Genomic DNA, 23,319 nt, shown 5'->3' on the forward strand with positions numbered 1-23,319 from the left:
GTTCAGGCGCCTTGGCCGCGCAACTCCGTCAATCCTGCCTCAGCGCGGATGACATCGGTATTGCGGCGCGCCATCATGCGCCGGTAGTTGGGGCTTTCCTGTTCGCGAGATTGCTCGCGATGCCACAGGTGGAAGACCTCGGTCGCGCAGAAGCCGCGCTTGCGCCGCACACCGGCGTTGTACAGCCGCACGGCCAGGTCAGCATCTTCATGGCCCCAGCCGACGAAGCTCTGGTCAAAGCCATTCACGCGCTCGAAATCGCTGCGCCACACGCCCAGGTTGCAGCTCTTGATGCCGCGCAGGCTGGTGTCCTTGAACGTGCGCGGAACGGGCAGGCCCGGTACCAGCAGCGGCAAGAACTTGTTGATGCGGCCAGCACGCCAGGCGCTGAACCAATAGGCGAGGTCCTTCAAATGGATGTCAGTCTGCTGCGCGATAACGTCACGCGTCATCTCCTCGCTCAGCAGGATGCGGCTGCCAGACAACAGACGTCCCGGCTCGGCCAGTGCGCGGTGCCGGGCGACGAAGTCCGGGCGCGGCACGCAATCGCCATCAAGAAAAACCAAGTAGTCAGCGTCGGTGGCTAGGACGCCGCGATTGCGGATCTCGGCCGCACGGAAACCGTCATCGGGGTGCCAGACATGGCGCAACGGATACGATGCCGTCTTGGCAGCGGCTTCCACCGCCACACGCGTATCGTCGCGCGAACCATCGTCGGCGACGATCACATCAAACGCTTGATCAGTCTGCGCGCCACAACCGGCCAACACGCGGGCTAGCGCATCCGGGCGGTTGTAGGTCGTGACGATCAGTGCGATGCGACGCGGGCAATCAGCGCTTGCCATGACGATGCAGCATCATCAGCTTGACGTAGCGGTAGTACGTGCCCTCTGCGTTGGACACAGCCAGCATGAAGCCTTCCGCGCCATCCAGGAAACCGCGCTGGATGATGTAGGTGCGAATGAACGCCCACAGCCCGTGGCCGATCGCACTGCCCAACGATGCTCCCTTGCCCTTGGCATAGGCTGCGGCGGCGCCGGCCGTGGAGTAATCGTTGGCCTTGTCCAGCGCAGCTCGCAGATCGGGAATCGAGTAGTGAATGATCGGCGCACGAAAATCGCCGACGGTGCCTTGGAACACCAAGTGAGAATGCACTGGTGCATCGAAGAAGGTCACCTGCTCGCGCTTGAAGAAGCGGCGGATGCGGTCCGGCCACCAGCCTGAATGCTTCATGAAGCGGCCGCAGAAGCTGGAGCTACGCGGCATGGAATACACCGTATGCGGGCTGCCCGACTCGAGCACCGCGATCATCTCCGCGCGCAACTCGGGGCTGATGCGTTCATCGGCGTCCAACGACAGGACCCAGTCGGTGCGGGCCTCACGCAATGCGCGGTTGGACTGTTCGCCGTAGCCCGGCCAGTCCGTTTCGAACACGCGGGCGCCCAGTTCGCGGCAGATGTCTTGCGTACCGTCCGTGCTGCCGGAATCGAAGACGATGACGTCGTCCGCCCAATCGCGCACCGAGCGGATGCAATCACCGATGTCGGTGGCTTCATTCTTGGCGACGATGATGACGGCGAGCGTGGCTCGGTTGGATGCGGACATGCGAAGACGATCTCAGAGAACAGGATTGGCGCCAAGCTCTTGCCGGCGCCGGTGAATATGCGCGGTGAACACGGCCACCATCACGCTGTAGAACACCACAGTCTGCGCAATGATGAGCATCACCTCGGTCAGCCCAAACAGCATGAAACCGACGCACAGTGTGAGGCCCATGGCCCCGGTAGTCCGGAGAATGCGGTCATCGCACAGCGCGGCACGCAGGAAGTACGCAGCAGGCACCAGATACAGCGCCAGCAATGCACCAATGCCCAGCACACCAAGCGTGGCGCCATTGTATAGAAACTCGTTGTGGGCATGCTCGAAGGCGGTGACCTCCCGCGTGATCACGCCTTCTGCGTGAATCGTCTGTAGCGTGCTCTGGAATTCACCACGACCAACACCGACCAGCGGGTGCCGAATCAGCATGAGCGTAGCCGCCTTCCAAAGTTGGAAGCGAGCACCAACCGAAGTATTGGCACGGCCAGCCTCGTAGGCATGAATATCGTCTATAGCCTGATTAAAGCGGGCACGGACAATGCTGGATGACACACTGACGGCAGTCATCAGCGCAAACAGCACCAGCAACGCAATGATTCGCCTCTTCCAGCTCACGTGACGCAGTGTCGCCACAGCAATCAGCAGCAACACGGGAATCGCAATCCAGCCACCTCGCGACTGCGACATGTACGAAGCGTAGAGACCTGCCGCGCCTCCCATCATGCGCAACGCGACGAGAAGCCAACCATCATTGCGTGCCCAACCGATGGAAATTAGCGAGAATAGCCCCAGGAGCAGCGACACATTGCCGAAGGGAATGGTGTTGGAAAAGGCACCCACCATATCCGGCCGATTGCTACGCAATTCCAGATACGCCCATGCGGCTGACGCAATAGCACCAGCCACGCAACCCCATTGCACGTTCTGCAATCGCCCAGGCCGCAACTGCAGCAGCCCAAACAGCACAAAACCGAACAACCAGAGCCGCCCATAGGCGAACGGCACACCACGCGGCGCAGCCGGATTCAGCAACGAACTCACCAACATGGCCGTCGGCATTGCCGCCATGGCCAGGATTAGCCAGCGATGCTCACGCCACAACGCTCGCATTCGTGCCGTCAACTCCGCATGTCCCACCAACATCGACCAAAGCGCTGACACCAACAGCATCAAAAACGCCACGAACGCGGCACTGTGCACTGACAACATGAAGGCTGGCAGGACGGTCATTCCCAACACAGCCAGAATCACCGGCACGCAGGAAACGACAGCCCGGCCGCGCTGTACCACCGCGTTCACCGCAGCACCTCCGCACCCGGTGCCAGGGCCAGCAAGGCGTCAATGTGAGCGCGGATGCCCGGGTCATAGCGCAAATGCTCGCGCGGGTTCGCCAGCCTTGCCTGCCCAGCCTGCGCACGCGCTACCGCCGCCTCGATGGTGCGAGCAAGTGTGGCCGGATCATTCACGTTGAAGGTCGGCGCACCCTCGTCGGAGATCACCTCGGTACAGGCGATGTTGCTCGCCAGCACGGCGGGCGTACCACACAGCACGGACTCCACCCCGATCAACCCGAACGGCTCGTAGTGAGAGGCGAGGATCGTGTAGTCCGCCGCACGGTAGACGTTCTCGATGTCCTTGCGATAACCGAGGTAGCGGATGTTGGGCGAGGTTGACGACACCGGCCGCCCGATCACCGCCAGTTGTACCGGCAGCGTCGTCTTCGAGAAGAACGCCTCCAGCAGCGGATAGCCCTTGCGTTTGTGGCTCGACGACGGAAACACGAAGGTGATGCGGTCGCGGGCAAAGCCCAGTTCGTCACGCAGGCGCTGGCGCTCGGCCTCATCCACCAGCGAAAACTTGGCCTCGCTCACCGGCGGGTACACAGTCTTCACCTTGTCTTCGGGGATGTCGTAGTAGTCGAGCACTTCCTGCGCCATCAGTTTCGAGTGCGCGACGATCACATGCGAGCGCACGTAGTCGCGGCGCTCCAGCGCGATCTGCTGGCGATCCCAGAAGCCTGGGGCCTTGGGAAAGCTCTTGAGATAACCGATGTGCGTACCACCGCAGATGGCGATGTCCGACGCCCCGGTTCGATTGCAACCGATCATCAGATCGATGTGCTCGCGCCTGGCCAGATGACGCACTAGCCAGCCGAAAACGTGGTCATTGAGTTTGCCCGTCAGCTTGCGCGTGGGCAGTGCGATGGCTTTGACCTGGGCGTATTCGGGCAGCGCCTTGTCAACCGTTTTGGCAAAGAACACGGGACGGATGGCGCGCTCATGCAAGCCGCGGACCAAATCCATCGCATAGCGCTCGCTACCGCCGCTGTAACCCAGCGCGTTGCACGAAATTCCGACGTTCATGGATGCTGAGGATGTAATCGTGTGAAGTCTGCTGTGGTGCCGGGCCAGCGCCCGACGAAGGCGCCCCCCGGCACCCTCTTCGAATCAGTCGTACATCGTGAGCACGTTCTCGGCGTCCAGCGCCTGACGTAGCGCCGCGATCGCCTCCTCGCTAGGCACGATGCGCCAGGCATCGCCCAGCACGGCCTCGCAGCGAGCCTGCTCGCAGATGTAGCTGATGCGTACCGACACGCCATTGCCATCCGTTGCCACATGGGGTGTCAACAGGTCGCGCAACTTAGCGGATGTCGAATTGCCGTTCATCGACAACCGGATGGCGCGGGCAAACTTGGCACGCGCCTGCGTCAGATCCATCACCGATTCGGCCGTCACGCGCACCCCGCCGGTGAACATGTCGTGGCGGGCACTGCCCTGCACGATCAGCACTTCGTCTTCCTTGAACAGCGCGCGGTTGGCTTCGAAGACTTCGTTGAAGACCGTCACTTCCGTGGCTTCGCTGGCGGAGCCGTCGTCGAGCATGATGATCAGCATCTTGCCGCGCTGGGTCATCTGCGTGCGCTGGCCGACGATGACGCCGGCGACGGTCTTGTTGCGCGCATCGCGGTTGCCATAGCCACCGCCCCCACCACCACCGTTGCCCTTGTTCGTGACTTCCTGGGCGAGGTCGGCCAGCGTGGTACGCGCAAAGCGGCGCACCTCATCGCGGCATTCGTCGAACAGGTGGCCGGACAGATAAAAGCCCAGCGCCTGCTTTTCTTCCTGCAGCTTGCGCTTGGTGGTCCAGGCCGGTTCGTCGACAAGTTCCGGGCGATGCGCCTCGGCATCGTCGCCGCTCATCAGGTCGAAGAGCGACACCTGGTTGGCAGCCGCGGCCTTCTGCTCGGCGGCTTCCATGGCCAAGCCGATCGAGGCGAGCAACTGCGCGCGGTTGTCGTTGAGGCTATCGAAGGCGCCGGCACGTACGAGCGCTTCAATCGTGCGGCGGTTAACTTGGCGGCGGTCCACGCGCTCGCAGAAGTCGAACAGGTCTTTGAACGGGCCGTCTTCACGCGCGCGCAGGATGTCTTCAATCGCAGATTGCCCGCTGCCCTTGATGCCGCCCAGGCCGTAGCGGATGGTCTTGGCATCGGTCGGTGCGAAGCGGTACTGGCTCGCGTTGATGTCGGGCGGCAGCACCTTCAGGCCGTTCTTGCCGACCGCATCGTCATAGAGGATCTTCACCTTGTCGGTGTCGTCCATGGCGAGCGACATGTTGGCTGCCATGAATTCGGCCGGGTGATGCGCCTTGAGCCACGCCGTGTAATACGCCAGCAGCGCATACGCCGCCGCGTGCGACTTGTTGAAGCCGTAGCCCGCGAACTTCTCCATCAAGTCGAAGATTTCGTCGGCCTTTTCGGTGGTCAGGCCATCCTTGGCCGCACCCGCGCGGAACAGCGCGCGGTGCTCGGCCATTTCTTCAGCCTTCTTCTTACCCATCGCGCGGCGCAGCAAGTCAGCGCCGCCGAGCGAGTAACCGCCCACGATCTGCGCCATCTGCATCACCTGCTCCTGGTAGACCATGATGCCGTAGGTCTCCTTGAGCACCGGCTCGACGCGCGGGTCGGGGTACTCCACCTTCTCGCGGCCGTGCTTACGGGCGCAGAAGCTGGGGATCAGGTCCATCGGGCCCGGGCGATACAGCGCCACCAGGGCGATGATGTCCTCGAAGCGGTCAGGCTTGGCGTCCTTCAGCATGCCCTGCATGCCGCGGCTTTCCAGCTGGAACACGGCGACCGTGTTGGCCGATTTGAGGATGTCGAACGCCGCCTTGTCCGTCAGCGGAATCTGGCTGCAATTCCAGTCCGCCTTGGATGGGTCGAGCATGCGGATGTAGCGCTCGGCCCAATCGAGGATGGTCAGCGTGGTCAAGCCCAAGAAGTCGAACTTGACCAGACCGACGGCTTCCACGTCGTCCTTGTCGTACTGGCTGACGACGCCGGCGTCTTCCCCGCCCTGCGTGTAGAGCGGGCAGAAATCGGTCAGCTTGCCCGGGGCGATCAGCACACCACCCGCGTGCATGCCGACGTTACGCGTCATGCCTTCCACACGCTGCGCGAGTTCCAGCAGCTGTTTGACTTCTTCTTCGTTGGCTTCGCGCTCGGCCAGCAGCGGTTCTTCCTTCTTGGCCTCTTCCAGCGTGACGAGCTTGCCCGGCTTGAACGGAATCAGCTTGGCCACGCCGTCGACGAAGTTGTAGCCGAGGTCGAGCACACGGCCCACGTCACGCACCGCGGCCTTGGCGGCCATGGTGCCGAAGGTGGCGATCTGCGAGACGGCGTCCTTGCCGTACTTTTCCTTCACGTACTGGATGACGCGGTCGCGCCCGTGCTGGCAGAAGTCGATGTCGAAGTCGGGCATCGACACACGTTCCGGGTTCAGGAAACGCTCGAACAGCAGGTTGTACTTGAGCGGGTCCAGATCGGTAATGCCCAGCGCGTACGCCACCAGCGAGCCCGCACCCGAGCCCCGGCCCGGCCCCACCGGCACGCCGTTGTTCTTGGCCCAGTTGATGAAGTCCGCCACGATCAGGAAGTAGCCCGGGAAACCCATCTTGATGATGGTGCCGGTCTCGAATTCCAGGCGGGCGTAGTACTCGGGCCGCTTGGATTCACGCACCGCCTCGTCGGGGAACAGCACTTCCATGCGCTTTTCCAGGCCTTCCTTGGCGAGCTGGACAAGGTAGTCATCCAGCGACATGCCGTCGGGCGTCGGGAACAGCGGCAGCTTGGGCTTGCCCAGCTCCAGCGTGAGGTTGCAGCGCTGTGCGATCTGCACCGCATTGGCGAGCGCAGACGGGATGTCGGCAAACAGCGCGCACATCTCGTCCTGCGTCTTGAAATACTGGTCGGTCGTGAAGCGTCGGGCGCGGCGCGGATTGGCGAGCAGCTCACCTTCCGAGATGCAGGTGCGCGCCTCGTGTGCGGTGAAGTCGTCCGGCGTCATGAACTGCACCGGATGCGTGGCGACCACCGGCAGGTGCATCGCCGCGGCCAGCTTCACGGCTTGCTGGACGTAGGCTTCCGTGCCGGCATGACCGGCACGCTGCAGCTCGATGTAGAACGCGCCCGGAAACACGCGCGACCAGTTCGTCGCCAGCTTGCGCGCCAGCGCATCATTGCCGTTTGCCAACGCCATGCCGATATCGCCAGCCATGCCGCCGGACAACGCCAGCAAGCCGGTCGCCAGCGGCGCTTCCTCCACGCCGGGCTCGTCGAACCATTCGGAGGCGATTTCTGCGCGACCGCGATGTTGATTGCTCAGCCAAGCACGTGCCAGCAATTGGCACAGGTTCAGATAACCCTGCTTGTTGCGCACCAGCAGCAGCAGGCGGCTGGGCTTGTCGCGTTCGTCGTGATTGGTGATCCACACGTCGGCACCGACGATGGGCTTGACGCCCTTGCCGCGCGCTTCCTTGTAGAAGCGCACGAGGCCGAAGGCGTTGGCGAGGTCGGTTAGCGCCAGGGCGCCCATGCCATCTTTGGCGGCGGCCTTGACGGCGTCGTCAAGGCGGACGTTGCCATCGACGACGGAATATTCGGAGTGGAGACGGAGGTGGACGAAGCGCGGCGAATTCATCCGCGTATTGTAACGGCTGACACCTTCCGTCAAGCATTCGGCGCCTGCCGAATTGACCTGCGGCAACCCGCACCGCTGCGTGGGCCGTTATAATTTCGGCTTACGAATCAACGGGTTACCCAGGCGCCCCAAAATCGGCGCGGCAGCACATGCAGATCGTCAATATTTCCGCTTACAAATTCGTCACCCTCGAAGACCGCGAGACCCTGCGCCCCGCCCTGCTGGCCGAGTGCCAGGCGCGCGAGCTCAAGGGCACCGTGCTGCTGGCGCCCGAGGGCATCAACATCTTCCTGGCCGGCTCACGTGAGGCGATCGACGGCATCGTCGGCTGGCTGCGCGCCGACCCACGCTTTGCCGATCTGGCTCCGAAGGAAAGCCTGTCTGACCATCAGCCGTTCCGCCGACTGCTGGTGCGCCTGAAGAAAGAGATCATCACCATGCGCCATCCGCTGATCCGCCCGGAAGACGGTCGTGCGCCGTCGGTCGCGCCGCCGGATCTCAAGCGCTGGCTCGACCAGGGCCACGACGACGAAGGCCGCCCCGTGGTGATGCTCGACACGCGCAATGACTACGAAGTGGCGGTCGGCACCTTCAAGAACGTCGTCGAATACAACCTCAAGAAGTTCACCGAATTCCCGCCCGCCATTGCCGCGCATAAGGACGACTTTGCCGGCAAGACCGTCGTGTCGTTCTGCACGGGCGGCATCCGCTGCGAAAAGGCCGCGATCCACATGCAGGAGATCGGCGTGGAGCGCGTGTACCAGCTCGAGGGCGGCATCCTCAAATACTTTGAAGAAGTCGGCGGTGACCACTACGACGGCGATTGCTTCGTCTTCGACCACCGCACGGCGCTGAATCCTGAACTGCTGCCGGCCGGCCCGAAGCAATGCTTCGCCTGTCGCGCGGTCGTCACGCCGGAAGAGCAGCAATCGCCCAATTACATCCCTGGCCAGCGTTGCCCGCACTGCGCGAGCAACCAAACCCGCGCCGCCGCATGAAGCGTCTTGCCGCCGCCCTCCTCGTCAGCCTACTTTGCCTTGCAGCACTGGGCGGCTGCTCGACGAGTTGCGCTGGCGGCTCGAACCGGGGCGTGTTCTGCGGGGCAGGCACGCGGTTCTGACCGGTCACTAGCCAACAAAAAACGCCGGACATGCCGGCGTTTTTCTTTGCGCGATCAACCTTCTTACTGACGGCCGCGCACGAGCTGGTTGGTGATGGCGACAACGCGCTCACCGAACAGCTTGGCGGTCTCCAGATCGCCGGGCAGCGGGCCCTCTTCCGGGCTCGCATCCGACGGCGATTGCGACAACGCACCGCCAAACCCGCCCAGGTAGTTGATGTCGTTACGCGTGGCGGCCTTGCTGCTGGCCGGCATCATGCCCGTGCCCACCCAGATCATTCCGTGCTGCTGCGACAGCGTCCACAGATACTGGATCGACGAGAACTTGTCGCCGTTCGTCGAGGCCGAGTTCGTGAAGCCCGCGGCAATCTTGTCCTTCCACGCGCCCGTGAACCACGCCTTGGACGAGGCATCGGCAAATTTCTTGAAGTCGCCCGAGACGCCGCCCATGTAGGTCGGCGCGCCAAAGACGATGGCGTCAACACCGGCGAGCAGCGCCCAGGTGTCGTCATTGACGTCGGCCACCGAGATCAGGTGGGCTTCGGCGCCGGCGTTCTGCACGCCCGCAAACACGGCCTCGGCCTGCTTCTTGGTGTGGCCATAACCACTGTGATAAACGACTGCAACGCGTGCCATGGGAATCCTCTTTGGGTTGGGGTACGGCGGGAGAACAACGGAAAAGAAAAACGGCGCACACAGCGTGCGCCGCCAACATTACGGCAAATCGAACACCAGCACTTCGCTGTCTTCGCCACCAGTGAGCGTCACCGCACTTTCCTGGCTCAGCTTGGCTGCGTCTCCGCCGACGAGCGTGCAGCCGTTGACGCTGATCTTGCCGCGCACGACGTGCACATAGGCACGGCGGCCCTCGGTGATGGGCAGCGTGGCGGTTTCAGCACCATCGAACTTGCCGGCGTACAGCGACATGTCCTGATGCACCGTCACCGAGTCACTGCGTCCGTCGCTGCTGGCAATGAGTACCAGCTTGCCACGCTTGGCTGCATCATCAAAGCGGCGCTCTTCGTAGCCAGGCGTGAGGTTCAACTCCGCAGGCAGCACCCAGATCTGCAGAAAATGCGTGGTCTGGTCCTGCGCGTGGTTGAACTCGGAGTGACGTACGCCTGTCCCAGCCGTCATGCGTTGCACGTCACCGGGGCGCAGTACGCTGCCGTTGCCCATGCTGTCCTTGTGCGCCAGTTCGCCATCAAGCACGTAGCTGATGATTTCCATGTCGCGGTGGCCGTGCGTGCCGAAGCCCATGCCGGCGGCGACACGGTCTTCGTTGATGACGCGTAGCGGCCCGAACTGGACGTGCTCCGGGTCCATGTAATCGGCAAACGAGAAGCTGTGATACGACTTGAGCCAGCCGTGGTCTGCATAACCGCGGTCTTGAGAGTGGCGGATTTCAATCATTTTGATGAATCTCCTATCCAAATTACTGCGTTGATGTGTGAATGGTACGCAGATTGGCTATAGTTGCGCCGTACGGCTTTGATTCATTCCATCAAAAATTCTGAATATGGCGCTCTCGCTGGAATCCCTGGAAGTCTTGGACGCGATCGAACGCAAGGGCAGCTTTGCCGCCGCCGCGCATGAACTGGGCAAGGTGCCCTCCGCGCTCACGTATGTGGTGCGCAAGCTGGAGGATGACCTGGATGTGTTGCTGTTTGACCGCCGCCGCCACCGCGCGGAACTCACGCCCGCCGGCCGCGCACTGCTCGACGAAGGCCGCCACCTGCTGCAGGCCGCCGACGATCTGGCCCGACGCGTCAAGCGCCTGGCCACCGGCTGGGAAGCCACGCTGACCATCGTGCTGGATAACCTTGTGTACTTCCGCGCACTGCTGCCGGTGATCCAGGATTTCTACGCTGAGAACACCGCCACCCGCTTGCGCTTCAGCCGTGAAGTCCTGGGCGGCACGTGGGACGCCCTGCTCTCCGGGCGCGCCGATCTGCTGCTTGGCCCCGCACACACCGCGCCGGTACAGGGTGTACAGACGCGCACGCTTGGCGCCATTCCATTCGTCTTTGCGGTGGCAACGCACCACCCACTTGCGCAGGCACAGGAGCCTGTCCCCGCAGCGGCCATCGCGCGCCAACGCATCGTTGCCGTGGGCGATACGTCACGCAATCTGCCGGCACGCACCATCGGTGTCATGGCCGGCCAGGACACGCTGGTCGTGCCAACCATGGATGACAAGATCCAGGCGCAGATCCGCGGCCTGGGTTGCGGTTGGCTGCCGGTACCGCTGGCGCAGCCGTATCTGGATTCCGGTGTGCTGATCGCCAAGGAAACCACCGAAGACCGCCGCCTCGGCACATTCCAGGTGGCATGGCGCAACAACATGCGCGGCAAGGCATTGCAATGGTGGGTCGACAAGCTGGAAGACCCGCGTTTGGCCCAGGCACTGCTGATGCAGTAGCGGCAATTGCAGAGGGTACGCAGGCAAAATCGCGCAAAATAGTGGAATCCGTGCCTGGAGTTTTGCGTTGTCCCAAGCCAATCTCGATTTTCCCGATCTTTCTGCCACACCGGTGCGCGGCACGTACCGTGGCCGCTTTGCGCCCTCGCCTACCGGGCCGCTGCACATCGGTTCACTGGTCACTGCGCTGGCAAGCTGGCTTGATGCCCGCGTGCACGGTGGCGCGTGGCTGGTGCGCATTGAAGACATCGACTTCCAGCGCAATGTGCCCGGCGCCGATCGCGACATCCTTGCCGCACTCGAAGCGCTTGGCCTGGTGCCCGACGAAGCACCGCAATGGCAGAGCGCGCACCTGCATCGTTTCGAAACAGCGCTGGCACAACTGCAGGCCGTCGACCGGCTCTACCCATGCGGCTGCACGCGTCGCGAGATTGCGGATTCCGTTACCACCATCGACGCGAATGGCCGCCTGCGCCACCAGACACTCATCTATCCCGGCACCTGTCGCAACGGCTTGAACGGGCGCCCGCCACGCGCATGGCGTGTGCGCGTGCCGGAGGCCGACACCGCCACAATCTGCTTTGAGGACCGCTGGCAAGGCACGCAGTGTCAGAACCTGGCCGAAGCTGTGGGCGATTTCGTGCTCAAGCGCGCCGATGGCATGTGGGCGTATCAGATTGCCGTGGTGGCTGACGATGCCGCACAGGGCATCACCGACGTGGTGCGCGGGGCCGACCTGCTCGACTCGACGCCGCGTCAGATCTATCTGCAGCAACTGCTTGGGCTACCACCCGTGCGCTACATGCACGTGCCGGTGGTGGTCAACACAGACGGTGAAAAGCTGAGCAAGCAGACCGGCGCACGCGCCATCAACCGCAGCCAGCCGCTGGCCGCGCTGACCGAAGCGGCGCGGCATCTGGGGCTGGAGATTCGGGCAGGAGATCTGGAAGGGTTTTACCGGGACGCCGTCCCGGCCTGGGCCAATCGCCTTGCACGATTGGCAACTACGTGATCCCGGCGGCTTGATCGCCGCCGTTTTCAACAGACTGACTTAGCGCTTGCGCGGCACGCCACCGAGGAGCGCTGCGATCGGGCGCTTGGCGCTGCGCGGATGGCCAGCGGGTTGTGCCGGCTTGGCGGCGTCTGCCGATTCAGCAGGCACCGCCGATTCGTACGGACGATTGAAGAACGGATCGTCCGACGGGCGGAACGCCGGACGCACGATGGTGTGATCCAGCACACGGGCGCCATTGCGCTCATCGCGCTCGCGGGCACGGCGGACTTCACCACGGGCACGCTTTTCATCGCGCTCGCGGCGTTCGCGGTCACGGGCCTGTTCGCCGGTCGGGTCGAAATCGGTCAGTTGCTCGCGCGGCAGATTGCGCTTGATCAGCTTTTCGATGTCGGCCAGGAAACGCTCGTCGCCCGGCGCGAACAGCGACAGTGCATCACCCGAGGCGCCGGCGCGGCCCGTGCGGCCGATGCGGTGCACGTAGTCTTCTGCGTTGAACGGCAGATCAAAGTTGATCACGCACGGCATCTGCGAGATGTCGAGCCCGCGCGCGGCCACGTCAGTGGCGACCAGCACATCAACGGTGCCCTGCTTGAAGGCTTCGAGCGTCTGCATCCGCTCGGTCTGCGTCTTGTCGCCGTGGATGGCGTTGGCGTTGATGCCTTCGCGCTCCAGCGCGCGCGCCAGACGCGAGCAACCGATCTTGCTGTTGGAGAACACGATGCACTGGCGCGGCAGGCCCTGCTCCGCACGCTGCTTCAACAGATGCACAAGCGCGGCCTGCTTGTGGTTGTCCGGCACGGTGTAGATGACCTGGCGGACGTTCTCTGCCGTGGCGTTGCTGCGTGCCACTTCAATGGTTTGCGGATGGCGCAGGTAGCTGGCAGCCAGCTTCTTGATCTCGGGCGAGAACGTGGCCGAGAACAACAGCGTCTGTCGATGCGCCGGCAGCAGGTTGATGATGCGCTGCAGGTCGGGCAGGAAGCCCATGTCGAGCATGCGGTCGGCTTCGTCCAGCACCAGCATGCGCACTTGCGACAGGTTCACGCTGCGCTGCTGCACGTGGTCGAGCAGGCGGCCCGGCGTGGCGACAAGGATTTCCACGCCGCGACGCAGTTGCTCGGTCTGCGGGTTCATGTCGACACCACCGAACACGACTGCGCTACGCAGCGCCGTGTACTTCGCGTACTTGGCGACGTTGTCGTACACCTGGTCGGCCAGCTCACGCGTGGGCGTGAGAATCAGCGCCCGCACCGGGTGACGTGCCGGCGATGCACTCGTATTGGCGTCGGGCAACAGGTTGTGGATGATCGGCAGCGAGAAGCCGGCGGTCTTGCCGGTACCCGTTTGCGCAGCGCCCATGACGTCGCGGCCGGCGGTGACCACCGGAATGGCGGCAGCCTGGATGGGCGTGGGCTTGGTGTAGCCGCTTTCGGTCAGCGCGCGAAGGACGTCCGGATGCAGGCCGAAGCTGTCGAATGTCACCGATTCGGTGGCCGGTGCTTCAGACGCTTCAGACATCGTTGCAGTATTCATAGGGGAGATGCGGCATGCCGAGGGGCATGGCAGGCGCGACAGACCCAAGCGGAAAACCCGCAAGCGGCTCGCGCAAAGCGTTAAAAATCAAAAGTTTATCACGTGAGGGTCGGCACAGGCCGGATGAACAGCATGCCGGCGCCCGCGCGGGCACCCCATCTGCCTTGACACGGATCAATAGGCCCAGGCCTACGCTGCGCGACCATCGGGCATCCCAACCTGCGCCCCTCTCCCTCCATGGTGACCACGCTTTATGAAACGCCCGGGCATGTCTGTCTGATGTTTTCCGACCTGGTGGACGATCACGACGACCTGCCAGTGCAGACCAACCAGTTCCTGATCGTCAATCACGGCCACGGCGCGCTGATCGACCCAGGTGGCCAGATGACGTACAACGCGCTCTATCTGGCGATGAACAGCTACTTTCCGCCCAAGCAGCTCGATTACGTGCTCGCCTCGCACGCAGACCCGGATATCGTCGCCTCCGCCGGGCGCTGGCTCACGAGCTCCAGTTGCGACATCTTGATCTCACGCGTGTGGGAGCGCTTTCTGCCGCACTTCTGCAATGTGGGCAAGACCGAAGGCCGCATCGTGCCGATTCCGGATACGGGCATGGCGATTCCGCTGGGGCAATCGCACCTGCTGGCAGTGCCGGCGCATTTCCTGCACTCGGAGGGCAACTTCCAGTTCTACGATCCGGAATCGCGGATTCTCTTTTCGGGTGACCTGGGCGCATCGATGGTGCACGCCAACGTGGCGGCCAAGCCGGTGGAGGACTTTGACGCGCACCTGCCACTGATGGCGCCCTTCCACCGCCGCTACATGAGCGGCAACCGAGTCTGCCGGCTGTGGGCACAGATGGTACGCGGGCTGGATATCGAATGGATCGTGCCGCAGCACGGCCAGGCCTTCCGCGGGAAGGCCATGGTCAACCGCTTCATCGATTGGGTGGAAACGCTCGACTGCGGCATCGACCTGATGACACCAGAGATCTTCCGCCTGCCCGCCATGCCAAAGACACCGGCGGGCACAACGCTCAAGACGCGGGCGTAGTTGCCGGGCTGGAGACTGCCGGGCTGGGGGCAGCCGGCAGGATGATCTTCATCATGGCGCTCGACAGCTCGTGCGCCAGCACATTGGCGTCGATACGCGATGGGTCGTGCCATGTGTACATGAAGCCCATCACGCCGCCCATCGAGTGCGCCGCGACGCGCGCATCGCCAAAGTCGAACACGCCGGCGCGCTTGCCTTCATCCAGCAGCGCATACAGATCGCGGTAGTAGCCACGCGACATGCCGTGCAGCCACTCCACGGTTTCGGGGCGTAGATATTGGCGGTCGCGGTACGTAAGCGCGGCGGCGTAGTGGCAGTCGATGCAGCGGCGCGCCATCTCAAGCAGGCAGGCCTGTAGACGCTCCCGCACCGGCAGCGCCGGATCGGCCGTCTCGCGGATGGCCGACAAGCAGATCTGCGCGGCCTCGCGGCAGAGGATGTCGAAGATCTCGTACTTGTCGGTGAAGTAGTAGTACACCGCAGGCTTGGTCACGCCCAACGCGGTGCACAGGTCACTCATCGTCATGCCGGCATAGCCCTTGGTGAAGAAGAGCTGGGCGGCGGTGTCGAGAATCTGCCGGCGGCGCGCCTCCTGGCGCTCGGCGATATGCGGGCGCGTAACGGGTGCAGGGGGCGCAGGGGGCGCAGGGGCCGGAGGTGCCTCAGGAGCCTCGGTTTCAGCAGACGGTTGCACGTCGGAAACAGCAGATTTGCGGACGATGGACATGGTGCGCATTCTCGCATGCCGCCTTTGGATGCGCCGTCGCGTCTGCGCATCTGGGGGGGCATCACGCCGCTGAAATGCTTGACGCATCAAACGGCGCTTCCTATATTTCTACCCGCTGGTATAAAAAATTACCAATAAGTATAGATAGTGCGGCGTCACTTTGCGCACGCACTGCACAACCCAACGGAGACAAGCTTTGGCGATGGACGAGTCCGAGTATCTCGGCCGCGTTCGCGCGCTCTGGGCGCGCGCATGGCCGGTCGATACCCCCCGCGAGCCCCACTATCCCGTAGGGCGCGCGCCCCTCACCGATTACCTGCGCCATTGGGCGCGCACCACGCCAGACAAGCCAGCCATCCACTTCTACGGGCACGACACCACGTTCGCCCAGTTAGATGATCTGTCCGACCGCTTTGCTGCCCTGCTCGCCCAACACGGCATTGGCGCGGGTGACCGGGTGGCAGTGTTCCTGTCGAACTGTCCGCAGTTCAACGCGGTGTTCTTTGGCATCCTGAAGCTGGGTGCGGTGTATGTGCCGATCAGTCCGCTATCGCAGCGTGCCGAGCTGATGCATGCGCTCACCGATGCGACGCCGTGCGCCATCGTTGTGCTGGACCGCCTGATGCCGCTGGTGCGTGATGTGCGAGCCGAAACATCGCTCAGGCACGTCTTCGTCACGCGCTATGCAGACGTCCTCCCTGCGCAACCGACGCTACCGCTTCCGGCGATGCTCACCGAGCCGCCGCTCGACTGCGCAGATGCCATCGACCTGATGCCTGCCCTGGCGAAGACGACGCCGATCTCGCTGCCGCCTGCCTCGCTGGATGCTGTTGCCGCACTCAACTACACAGGCGGCACAACCGGCCTGCCCAAGGGCTGCATCCACACGCAAGGCGATATGGTGGACATGGCCGCCGCGTTCTCGGCCGTATCGTTGCGCGCCAATGCCGACACGGTCATGCTCAGTTTCTACCCGCAGTTCTGGATTGCCGGCGAGAACACCGGGTTGATCTTCCCTGCGTTCCTCGGCGTGCCGCTGGTGCTGCTTGCGCGCTGGGATGCGGAGGCCTTCATGGCCGGCGTGCAGCGCTATCGCGTGACGAACGGTTCAATGCTGGTCGACAGTGCAGCCGAGGTCATGGCGCATCCGCGTGTGCACGAATACAACCTGCGCTCGCTGCGGCATACCGGCGTGTCATCGTTCGTGAAGAAGCTGAACTCCGAATACCGCCGCGCATGGCGCGAACTGACCGGCTCGATGATGGCCGAGAGCGCCTGGGGCATGACCGAAACGCAGACCTGCAACAGCTTCACGGTCGGCATGCAGGATGATGATTTCGACCTGCGCTCGCAGCCGATCTTCGTGGGCCTGCCGGTGCCGGGCACCGACTTCAAGATCTGCGATTTCGACACGCAAGCGCTGTTGCCGATCGGCGCCGAAGGCGAACTGTGCGTGCGCACACCCACGCTGCTCAAGGGTTACTGGAACAAACCAGAAGCCACCGCGCAGACCTTGCGCAATGGCTGGTTCCACACCGGCGACATCGGCTGCATCGACGAGCACGGCTATCTCCACTACCTCGGCCGCCGCAAGGAGATGCTCAAGGTCAACGGCATGAGCGTGTTCCCTGCGGAGATCGAAGCGATGCTCGGCAAGCACCCCGCCATCCTCGGTTCTGCCGTGGTGGGCCGCACCGATGAACAACGCGGTCAACGCCCCGTCGCCTTCGTGATGCTGCGCCCCGAGGCCATCGGCACGCTGGACGACGCCACGCTCACCAACTGGTGCCACGAGAACATGGCTGTCTACAAGGTGCCCATCGTACGCATCGTCGAGGCGCTGCCGCTCACGGCCACCGGCAAGGTGCGCAAGCAAGATCTCGCGCCGCTCGCAGAACAGCTCTAACCCACACTTGCTCCATGACGTTTCGCAAACTGCTGATCGCCAATCGCGGCGAGATCGCCATTCGCATTGCCCGCGCCGCCGCCACGGTGGGCCTGCCTTCCGTCGCCATTTATTCGGAAGACGACCGCGATGCCTTGCATGTACTTCGCGCAGATGAAGCGGTGCACCTGCCCGGCACCGGCCCACGCGCCTATCTCGATGGGGAAGCCATCCTCGCCGCCGCACGCGCTGTGGGCGCAGATGCCATCCACCCCGGTTACGGATTCCTGAGCGAGAATGCCGCCTTTGCGCGTCGGTGTGCAGAGGCGGGCGTGCAGTTCATCGGGCCAGCACCGCGCGTGCTCGACCTCTTCGGCGACAAGGCCCGCGCACGCGCGCTCGCACATGAAGCCGGCATTCCCATCGTCAACGGCACGCGAGGCGCGACTTCGCTCGAAGATGCGCAAGCATTCTTCGCTGCGCTGCCGCCCTCGCACGGCATGATGATCAAGGCCGTGGCCGGCGGCGGTGGGCGCGGCATGCGCGCCGTGCACGATGCTCAGGCGATTGCCGAGGCGTATGCGCGCTGCGTGTCCGAAGCCACCGCTGCATTCGGCAGCGGCGAGGTGTATGTCGAAGCGCTGGTACCCGCGCCGCGTCATATTGAGATCCAGATCGTTGCCGATGCGCAAGGCAACGTCGCGCACCTCGGCGAGCGCGAATGCAGCCTGCAGCGCCGTCACCAGAAGCTGATCGAGATTGCGCCCAGCCCCGCCTTGGACGATGCACTGCGTACGCGCATCGCCGATGCAGCGGTGACACTCGCCAAAGCGGCGGGCTACTGCGGCATCGGCACATTTGAGTTCCTCGTGGAAGGCGCCGGCACACCGCACGCCACGTTCTACTTCATGGAAGCCAACCCGCGCGTGCAGGTCGAACACACCGTCACGGAGATGGTGACGGGCGTCGATCTGGTGGTGACGCAACTGGCGCTGGCGCAAGGTGCGTCACTGGCGGAACTTGGGCTCGACCAGTCGATCGCGCCACGCGGCCATGCCGTGCAGGTACGCATCAACGCTGAGACGCTCGATGCGTCTGGCCAGCCGCATCCTTCCACCGGCACGCTCACCGCGTTCGAGCCGCCCAACGGCCCCGGCGTGCGCGTCGACACCTGCGGCTACGCCGGCTACCGCCCCAACCCGCGTTTCGATTCGCTGCTGGCCAAGTTGATCGTGCATGCGCCGCGCGGCACCTATGCGCAAACCCTGGCCCAAACCTACCGCGCGTTGTGCGAGTTCCGCATCGAAGGATTGGTGACCAACAAGCGCCTGCTGCAAGACCTTCTGAGCGATGCCCGGGTGCAGACCAACGCCGTGCACACAAAGTTTCTGGATGAGCGCCTGGCCGAGCTGGTGAGCGCCAGCGATGGCGCGCATCCTGCGCTCCACGCGTCAGCAGACGTGGGGGACGACCACGATACCGAATCGGGCGAATCGCTGCTTGACGCGCTGCCAGACGATGCCGAACTGCTGACCGCACCGATGGACGGCGCCCTAATCCAGCTCAACGCCCAACCCGGCGACACCGTGGCGCGCGGGCAAGTGCTGGCCGTGATTGAAGCGATGAAGATGGAGCATGTGGTGCTCGCGCCGGCATCTGGACAAGTGCTGCAGGTGTGCGCACAACCCGGCGCCACGGTGCGCGAAGGCCAGCCGCTGGTGGCCCTGCTCCCGAGCGACGCAGAACACCACGCTGAATCCACCGACACCGAGATCGACCTGGACCACATTCGCCCCGACCTGCAGGCTGTCATCGACCGCCACGCCTTCGGCCTCGACGCCAACCGCCCCGATGCCGTCGCACGCCGCCGCAAGACGGGCCAGCGCACCGCACGCGAAAACATCGATCACCTGTGCGATGCAGGCTCATTCATCGAATACGGCGCACTGGCCATCGCCGCACAACGCCAGCGGCGTGCGCTCGATGACTTGATCCGCTCGACACCTGCCGACGGCATCATCACCGGCATCGGCACCGTCAACGGCACGCACTTCCCCGATCAGGACGCGCGCTGCATGGTGCTCGCCTACGACTACACCGTGCTGGCCGGCACGCAGGGCACCTTCAACCACAAAAAGACCGACCGCGCGCTGGAATTGGCGCAGCAATGGAAGCTGCCGGTCGTGCTGTTTGCCGAAGGCGGCGGCGGCCGGCCGGGCGATACCGAGAAGCGCGGTGTGAGCGGCCTGGACTGCCCGACCTTCATCCACTTCGCCCGCTTGTCGGGACTCGTGCCGACCGTCGGTATCGTGTCGGGCCGCTGCTTTGCCGGCAACGCCGCGCTGCTGGGTTGCGCCGACGTGATCATCGCCACGCGCGACGCCACCATCGGCATGGGCGGCCCCGCCATGATCGAGGGCGGTGGCCTGGGCGTGTACGCGCCTGAAGAGGTCGGCCCGGTCAGCATGCAAGCGCCCAATGGCGTGATCGACGTGCTGGTCGAAGACGAAGCTGAAGCGGTAGATACCGCGCGCCGCTACCTGAGCTACTTCCAAGGGCCGCTCCCCCACTGGGACGCCGGCGACGCACGCCACCTGCGTCACGTGATTCCCGAAAACCGCATGCGCAGCTACGACATGCGCACCGTGATCGAAGCCTTGGCCGATACCGGTTCAGTGTTGGAACTGCGCCAGGCGTTTGGCGTGGGCATCATTGCTGCGCTGATCCGCATCGAGGGCCGCGCGTTCGGCTGCATCGCCAACAATCCGCGGCATCTGGGCGGCGCCATCGATTCGGCCGCGGCCGACAAGGCATCGCGCTTCATGCAGCTGTGCAACGCGTTTGATCTGCCCATCGTCTCGCTGTGCGACACGCCAGGCTTCATGGTCGGCCCCGAAGCGGAGAAGACGGCCACCGTACGGCACGTGAGCCGCATGTTCGTCACCGCCGGCAATCTGCGCGTGCCCTTCTTTACTGTCGTGCTGCGCAAGGGCTACGGCCTGGGGGCGATGGCAATGGCGGCCGGCGGCTTCCACGCCCCGTTCTTCACGGCGTCGTGGCCGAGCGGCGAATTTGGCGGCATGGGCATCGAAGGCGCTATCCGCCTCGGCTACCGCAAGGAGCTGGAAGCGGTGGAAGACCCCGTGGAGCGCGAGGCGCTGTTCCGCAAGATGGTCGATGCGGCTTACGAGGAAGGCCGCGCGCTCAACATCGCCAGCTATCTGGAGATCGACGCCGTGATCGACCCAGCCGATACGCGCCGCTGGCTGCTGCGTGGGTTGCAATCGACACCGCCTGCGCAACCGCGCCACGCGCGCGACCCAGCGTCGCGCCGCTTCATCGACACCTGGTAGACGAGAAGACAGAACGCCCCACACAACAAGGAGGAGACATGTCCGCATTGACCCGCTTTGCCCGTCCGCTGTCCGCGCTGGCCAGCGCGGCCACGTTGCTCTGTGCACCGCTGGCACATGCTGCAGACCCGGCGCCGATCAAGGTGGCATTCATCGACCAGCTGAGCGGGCCGCTGTCGAATGTGGGCGAACAGTTCCTCGCCAACCTGAAACTCGGCATCGATGATGCCAACGCGCAGCCGCAAGGCGTGTTGAATGGCGCCCGCTACGAGTTGACGACCTACGACAACAAGCTATCGGCGCAGGACAGCCTGTCGGCACTGCAAAGCGCCATCGATGCCGGCACGAAGATCATCTTCACCGGCGGGTCGGGCTCGTCCGTGGTGGCGGCCATGGTGGACGCCGCCACCAAGCACAACGAGCGCAACCCGGACAAGCGCGTGCTGATCATCAACTACGCCTCGATCGACCCGGACCTGACCGGCGCGCACTGCAGCTTCTGGCATTTCGCCACCGAGGCCAATACGGCCATGAAGATGCGGGCGCTGGCCGACTTCGTGAAGACGCAACCCGACATCCGCAAGGTCTATTCACTGAACCAGGACTACGCGCACGGTCGGTTGTGGGCGTCACTGGGCAAGCAGATGATCTCTGCTGCGCGGCCCGACGTGCAGTTCACCGGAGAGACACTGCACCCAATCGGCAAGGTGAAGGACTTCGCGCCCTACGTCTCGAAGGCCAAGGCGACCGGCGCGGACACGCTGCTCACCGGCAACTGGGGGCAGGATCTGAACCTGCTCGTCAAGGCTGACGGCGACATGGGCTACGACGTGCGCTATCTCAACCACAGCGGTGCGGGTGCGCCGGGCACTGTGCTGGCGGTGTCGCAGGCCAAGATCGGCAAGGTGACGTGGGTGTCCGAATGGACGCCCGGCAACGGTAACGCGCAACTCATGCAGATGGATGCACGCGTGCGCCAGACGCCCGCCGGCGAGCACTTCGCCCCGCGCACCGTGCTCTCCGTCGAGCTGGTGACGGATGCCATCCGCAAGGCCAACTCCACCGACCCGCTCAAGATTGCGCTGGCTCTGGAGGGCATGCAGAAGCAGAGCTTCCTGGGCGACGTCACGATGCGCAAGAGCGACCACCAGTTGCTGCTGCCGCAGGTGGTCTCGACCATCGCGCCGGTGGACGGCAAGGCCGTCAAGGTCGGCTACGACGGCACGCAGTGGGGCCACAAGACCGAAAGCACGACCGCCGCCAAAGACCTGGACCTGCCGACCACCTGCAAGATGAAGCGGCCGGCAGGCGTATGACGAGTCAGTCCGCGCGGTCGGAGCGCAGCGGGCCGTACTCGATCGGCACCCATGCAAACGCCTTGCCGTCGCGGCGCACGTGGCCCAGACCCGGGAACGGCAGGTGTGCACCGGCCACCCAGAGCTTGTCCTGCGCCGCCTCGGCAAACAGCTTGCGACGCGATGCCACAGCCTGCTTCTGGTCGACGTCGTATTCAAACGCAACCTCTGGATGCAAGAACTGCACGGCGTGGCTGTGTACGATGTCCCCCCACACCAGCAGACTCTTCCCCTTCGATGCAAAGAGGTAGCCGCTGTGCCCCGGCGTGTGGCCATTAGCGAGTACGGAGCGCACGCCCGAGATAACCTCATCGCCCGGCTTGAACTGCTTGAGCTTGCCAGCCGCCGCATACGGCGCCACGGAATCGCGCGCCATCTTGAAGAACGGTTGCATGTCCTTGGCTTGGCGGCAGCAACCGCCTCACTCAGCCAGAAATCGGCTTCTGGTGCGGCCACATACACCTGCGCATTCGGGAAGGCCGGCTGCCCTTGCGGCGTCAACAAACCACAGGCGTGATCCGGGTGCAGATGGGTCAGCAGCACGGCGTCGATCTGCTCGGGCTGATAGCCCGACGCGCGCACGTTGCCGGCCAAGCCACCCATGGTCGGGCCAAAGCACGTGCCCGACCCGGTATCGACCAGGATGCGCTGGCTGCCCGTGTCAATCAGATAGCCGTTCACCGCCGTCTGCATGCCCGGCGTGCTCGACACGAACATCCGCGCCAGCAGGCTCTGCACCGATTGCGCACTCATGCCTACCAGCGTCTTGGCTGGCAGATCGATGTAGCCGTCGTAGAGTGCGGTGACAACGTCATCGCCAAGGGCCATGCGGTAGTAGCCGGGCACTTGAGCGCGTTGTTGCGTGGCGGTAGGCGTGGGGGCCGCAGTCTGGGCGTGGGCGAATCCGATAGACGTGGCCAATGTGATGGCCACTGCGGCAGAGGTGAGCAAACGCATGTCTTGGCTCCGGAGGAGAAACCGCTGCCCCGTTGCAGCGGTGGGAGCCCGGATCATGCCACCTCTAGTACACATGCGTTGTCGCTATTGGCGACGGGGGTATTGCTCCACTTCGAAACGCAAAATGGTCGAGCCACGCCCGAACCACAGGCGCTACTGAACGATCAACCCCAACGCCGGCGTGGCACCCACCATCGACAGCATCAACGTGAGCGCCGTCGTTACAACCATTCGCATGTTGTTCATGGTCTAGAGAAATCCGGAAGAATGAAAAAGAAAAGGCCCGACATGCCGGGCCTTTGCGTCATGCCGATCAACCGCG

At 63.9% G+C, this 23,319-nt stretch carries 16 protein-coding genes and 1 pseudogene; 7 read left to right on the forward strand and 10 right to left on the reverse strand.

Going from position 1 to position 23,319, the window contains the following annotated elements; translation table 11 throughout:
- Positions 1–2 precede the first annotated feature (2 nt).
- The 5 genes from C404_RS43580 to dnaE form a co-directional block, all read right to left on the reverse strand.
- Complete coding sequence (locus tag C404_RS43580; protein ID WP_021195101.1) at positions 3–845, reverse strand: glycosyltransferase family 2 protein; 843 nt, start codon at positions 843–845, stop codon at positions 3–5.
- The gene (locus tag C404_RS43585; protein WP_021195102.1) at positions 832–1,605 is read right to left on the reverse strand and encodes a glycosyltransferase family 2 protein; all 774 of its coding nucleotides are present in this window, start codon (positions 1,603–1,605) and stop codon (positions 832–834) included. Before C404_RS43585 ends, C404_RS43580 begins: the two co-directional genes overlap by 14 nt.
- A 12-nt stretch (positions 1,606–1,617) precedes the next feature.
- Positions 1,618–2,829: an O-antigen ligase family protein gene (locus tag C404_RS43590; RefSeq protein ID WP_232317490.1), complete on the reverse strand. Its 1,212-nt coding sequence runs from the start codon at positions 2,827–2,829 to the stop codon at positions 1,618–1,620.
- A 65-nt stretch (positions 2,830–2,894) separates the two neighbouring features.
- Positions 2,895–3,962 carry a glycosyltransferase gene (locus C404_RS43595; RefSeq protein WP_021195104.1) on the reverse strand — a complete coding sequence of 356 codons (1,068 nt, stop codon included), beginning with the start codon at positions 3,960–3,962 and terminating at the stop codon, positions 2,895–2,897.
- A gap of 84 nt (positions 3,963–4,046) precedes the next feature.
- Entirely contained in the window at positions 4,047–7,577 is a 3,531-nt protein-coding gene (gene dnaE, locus C404_RS43600) for a DNA polymerase III subunit alpha (RefSeq protein ID WP_031329420.1), read from the reverse strand.
- 149 nt (positions 7,578–7,726) lie between these two features.
- On the opposite strand from dnaE, the gene C404_RS43605 reads away from it, so the two are divergent.
- On the forward strand, positions 7,727–8,575 hold the full coding sequence (locus tag C404_RS43605) for a sulfurtransferase (RefSeq protein WP_021195106.1): 849 nt from the start codon (positions 7,727–7,729) through the stop codon (positions 8,573–8,575).
- 185 nt (positions 8,576–8,760) lie between these two features.
- Here C404_RS43605 and C404_RS43610 read toward each other — a convergent pair whose 3' ends face one another.
- Both C404_RS43610 and C404_RS43615 read right to left on the reverse strand, forming a co-directional pair.
- On the reverse strand, positions 8,761–9,333 hold the full coding sequence (locus C404_RS43610) for a flavodoxin family protein (protein WP_021195107.1): 573 nt from the start codon (positions 9,331–9,333) through the stop codon (positions 8,761–8,763).
- A 78-nt stretch (positions 9,334–9,411) separates the two neighbouring features.
- Positions 9,412–10,110, reverse strand: a complete 699-nt coding sequence (locus C404_RS43615; protein ID WP_021195108.1) for a pirin family protein — start codon at positions 10,108–10,110, stop codon at positions 9,412–9,414.
- Between the two features lie 106 nt (positions 10,111–10,216).
- On the opposite strand from C404_RS43615, the gene C404_RS43620 reads away from it, so the two are divergent.
- Positions 10,217–11,119 (forward strand): LysR family transcriptional regulator, encoded by a 903-nt coding sequence (locus tag C404_RS43620; RefSeq protein ID WP_021195109.1) that lies wholly within the window; start codon positions 10,217–10,219, stop codon positions 11,117–11,119.
- A gap of 67 nt (positions 11,120–11,186) precedes the next feature.
- A complete protein-coding gene (gene gluQRS, locus C404_RS43625; RefSeq protein WP_021195110.1) occupies positions 11,187–12,131 on the forward strand; it encodes a tRNA glutamyl-Q(34) synthetase GluQRS in 945 nt (314 codons plus the stop codon).
- A 39-nt stretch (positions 12,132–12,170) separates the two neighbouring features.
- On the opposite strand, the gene C404_RS43630 is transcribed toward gluQRS, so the two are convergent.
- Positions 12,171–13,652, reverse strand: a complete 1,482-nt coding sequence (locus C404_RS43630) for a DEAD/DEAH box helicase (protein WP_021195111.1) — start codon at positions 13,650–13,652, stop codon at positions 12,171–12,173.
- 252 nt (positions 13,653–13,904) lie between these two features.
- Here C404_RS43630 and C404_RS43635 point away from each other — a divergent pair, with 252 nt between their 5' ends.
- Complete coding sequence (locus C404_RS43635) at positions 13,905–14,720, forward strand: MBL fold metallo-hydrolase (protein WP_031329422.1); 816 nt, start codon at positions 13,905–13,907, stop codon at positions 14,718–14,720.
- Here the strand turns inward: C404_RS43635 and C404_RS43640 are convergent.
- Entirely contained in the window at positions 14,704–15,447 is a 744-nt protein-coding gene (locus C404_RS43640) for a TetR/AcrR family transcriptional regulator (RefSeq protein ID WP_031329423.1), read from the reverse strand. The genes C404_RS43635 and C404_RS43640 overlap by 17 nt on opposite strands.
- Positions 15,448–15,649: 202 nt before the next feature.
- On the opposite strand from C404_RS43640, the gene C404_RS43645 reads away from it, so the two are divergent.
- From C404_RS43645 to C404_RS43655, 3 genes are read left to right on the forward strand one after another with little or no spacing between them, the layout of a single operon-like run.
- Complete coding sequence (locus tag C404_RS43645; RefSeq protein WP_021195114.1) at positions 15,650–17,353, forward strand: AMP-binding protein; 1,704 nt, start codon at positions 15,650–15,652, stop codon at positions 17,351–17,353.
- Positions 17,354–17,367: 14 nt separating this feature from the next.
- Positions 17,368–20,685, forward strand: a complete 3,318-nt coding sequence (locus C404_RS43650; protein WP_021195115.1) for a carboxyl transferase domain-containing protein — start codon at positions 17,368–17,370, stop codon at positions 20,683–20,685.
- 38 nt (positions 20,686–20,723) lie between these two features.
- Positions 20,724–22,001 carry a branched-chain amino acid ABC transporter substrate-binding protein gene (locus C404_RS43655; protein WP_021195116.1) on the forward strand — a complete coding sequence of 426 codons (1,278 nt, stop codon included), beginning with the start codon at positions 20,724–20,726 and terminating at the stop codon, positions 21,999–22,001.
- Between the two features lie 294 nt (positions 22,002–22,295).
- Here the strand turns inward: C404_RS43655 and C404_RS43660 are convergent.
- A pseudogene (locus C404_RS43660) lies at positions 22,296–23,072 on the reverse strand (MBL fold metallo-hydrolase); the annotation flags it as partial.
- Positions 23,073–23,319 lie beyond the last annotated feature (247 nt).

The sequence above is a fragment of the Ralstonia sp. AU12-08 genome, from assembly GCF_000442475.1.
GTDB lineage: Bacteria > Pseudomonadota > Gammaproteobacteria > Burkholderiales > Burkholderiaceae > Ralstonia > Ralstonia insidiosa.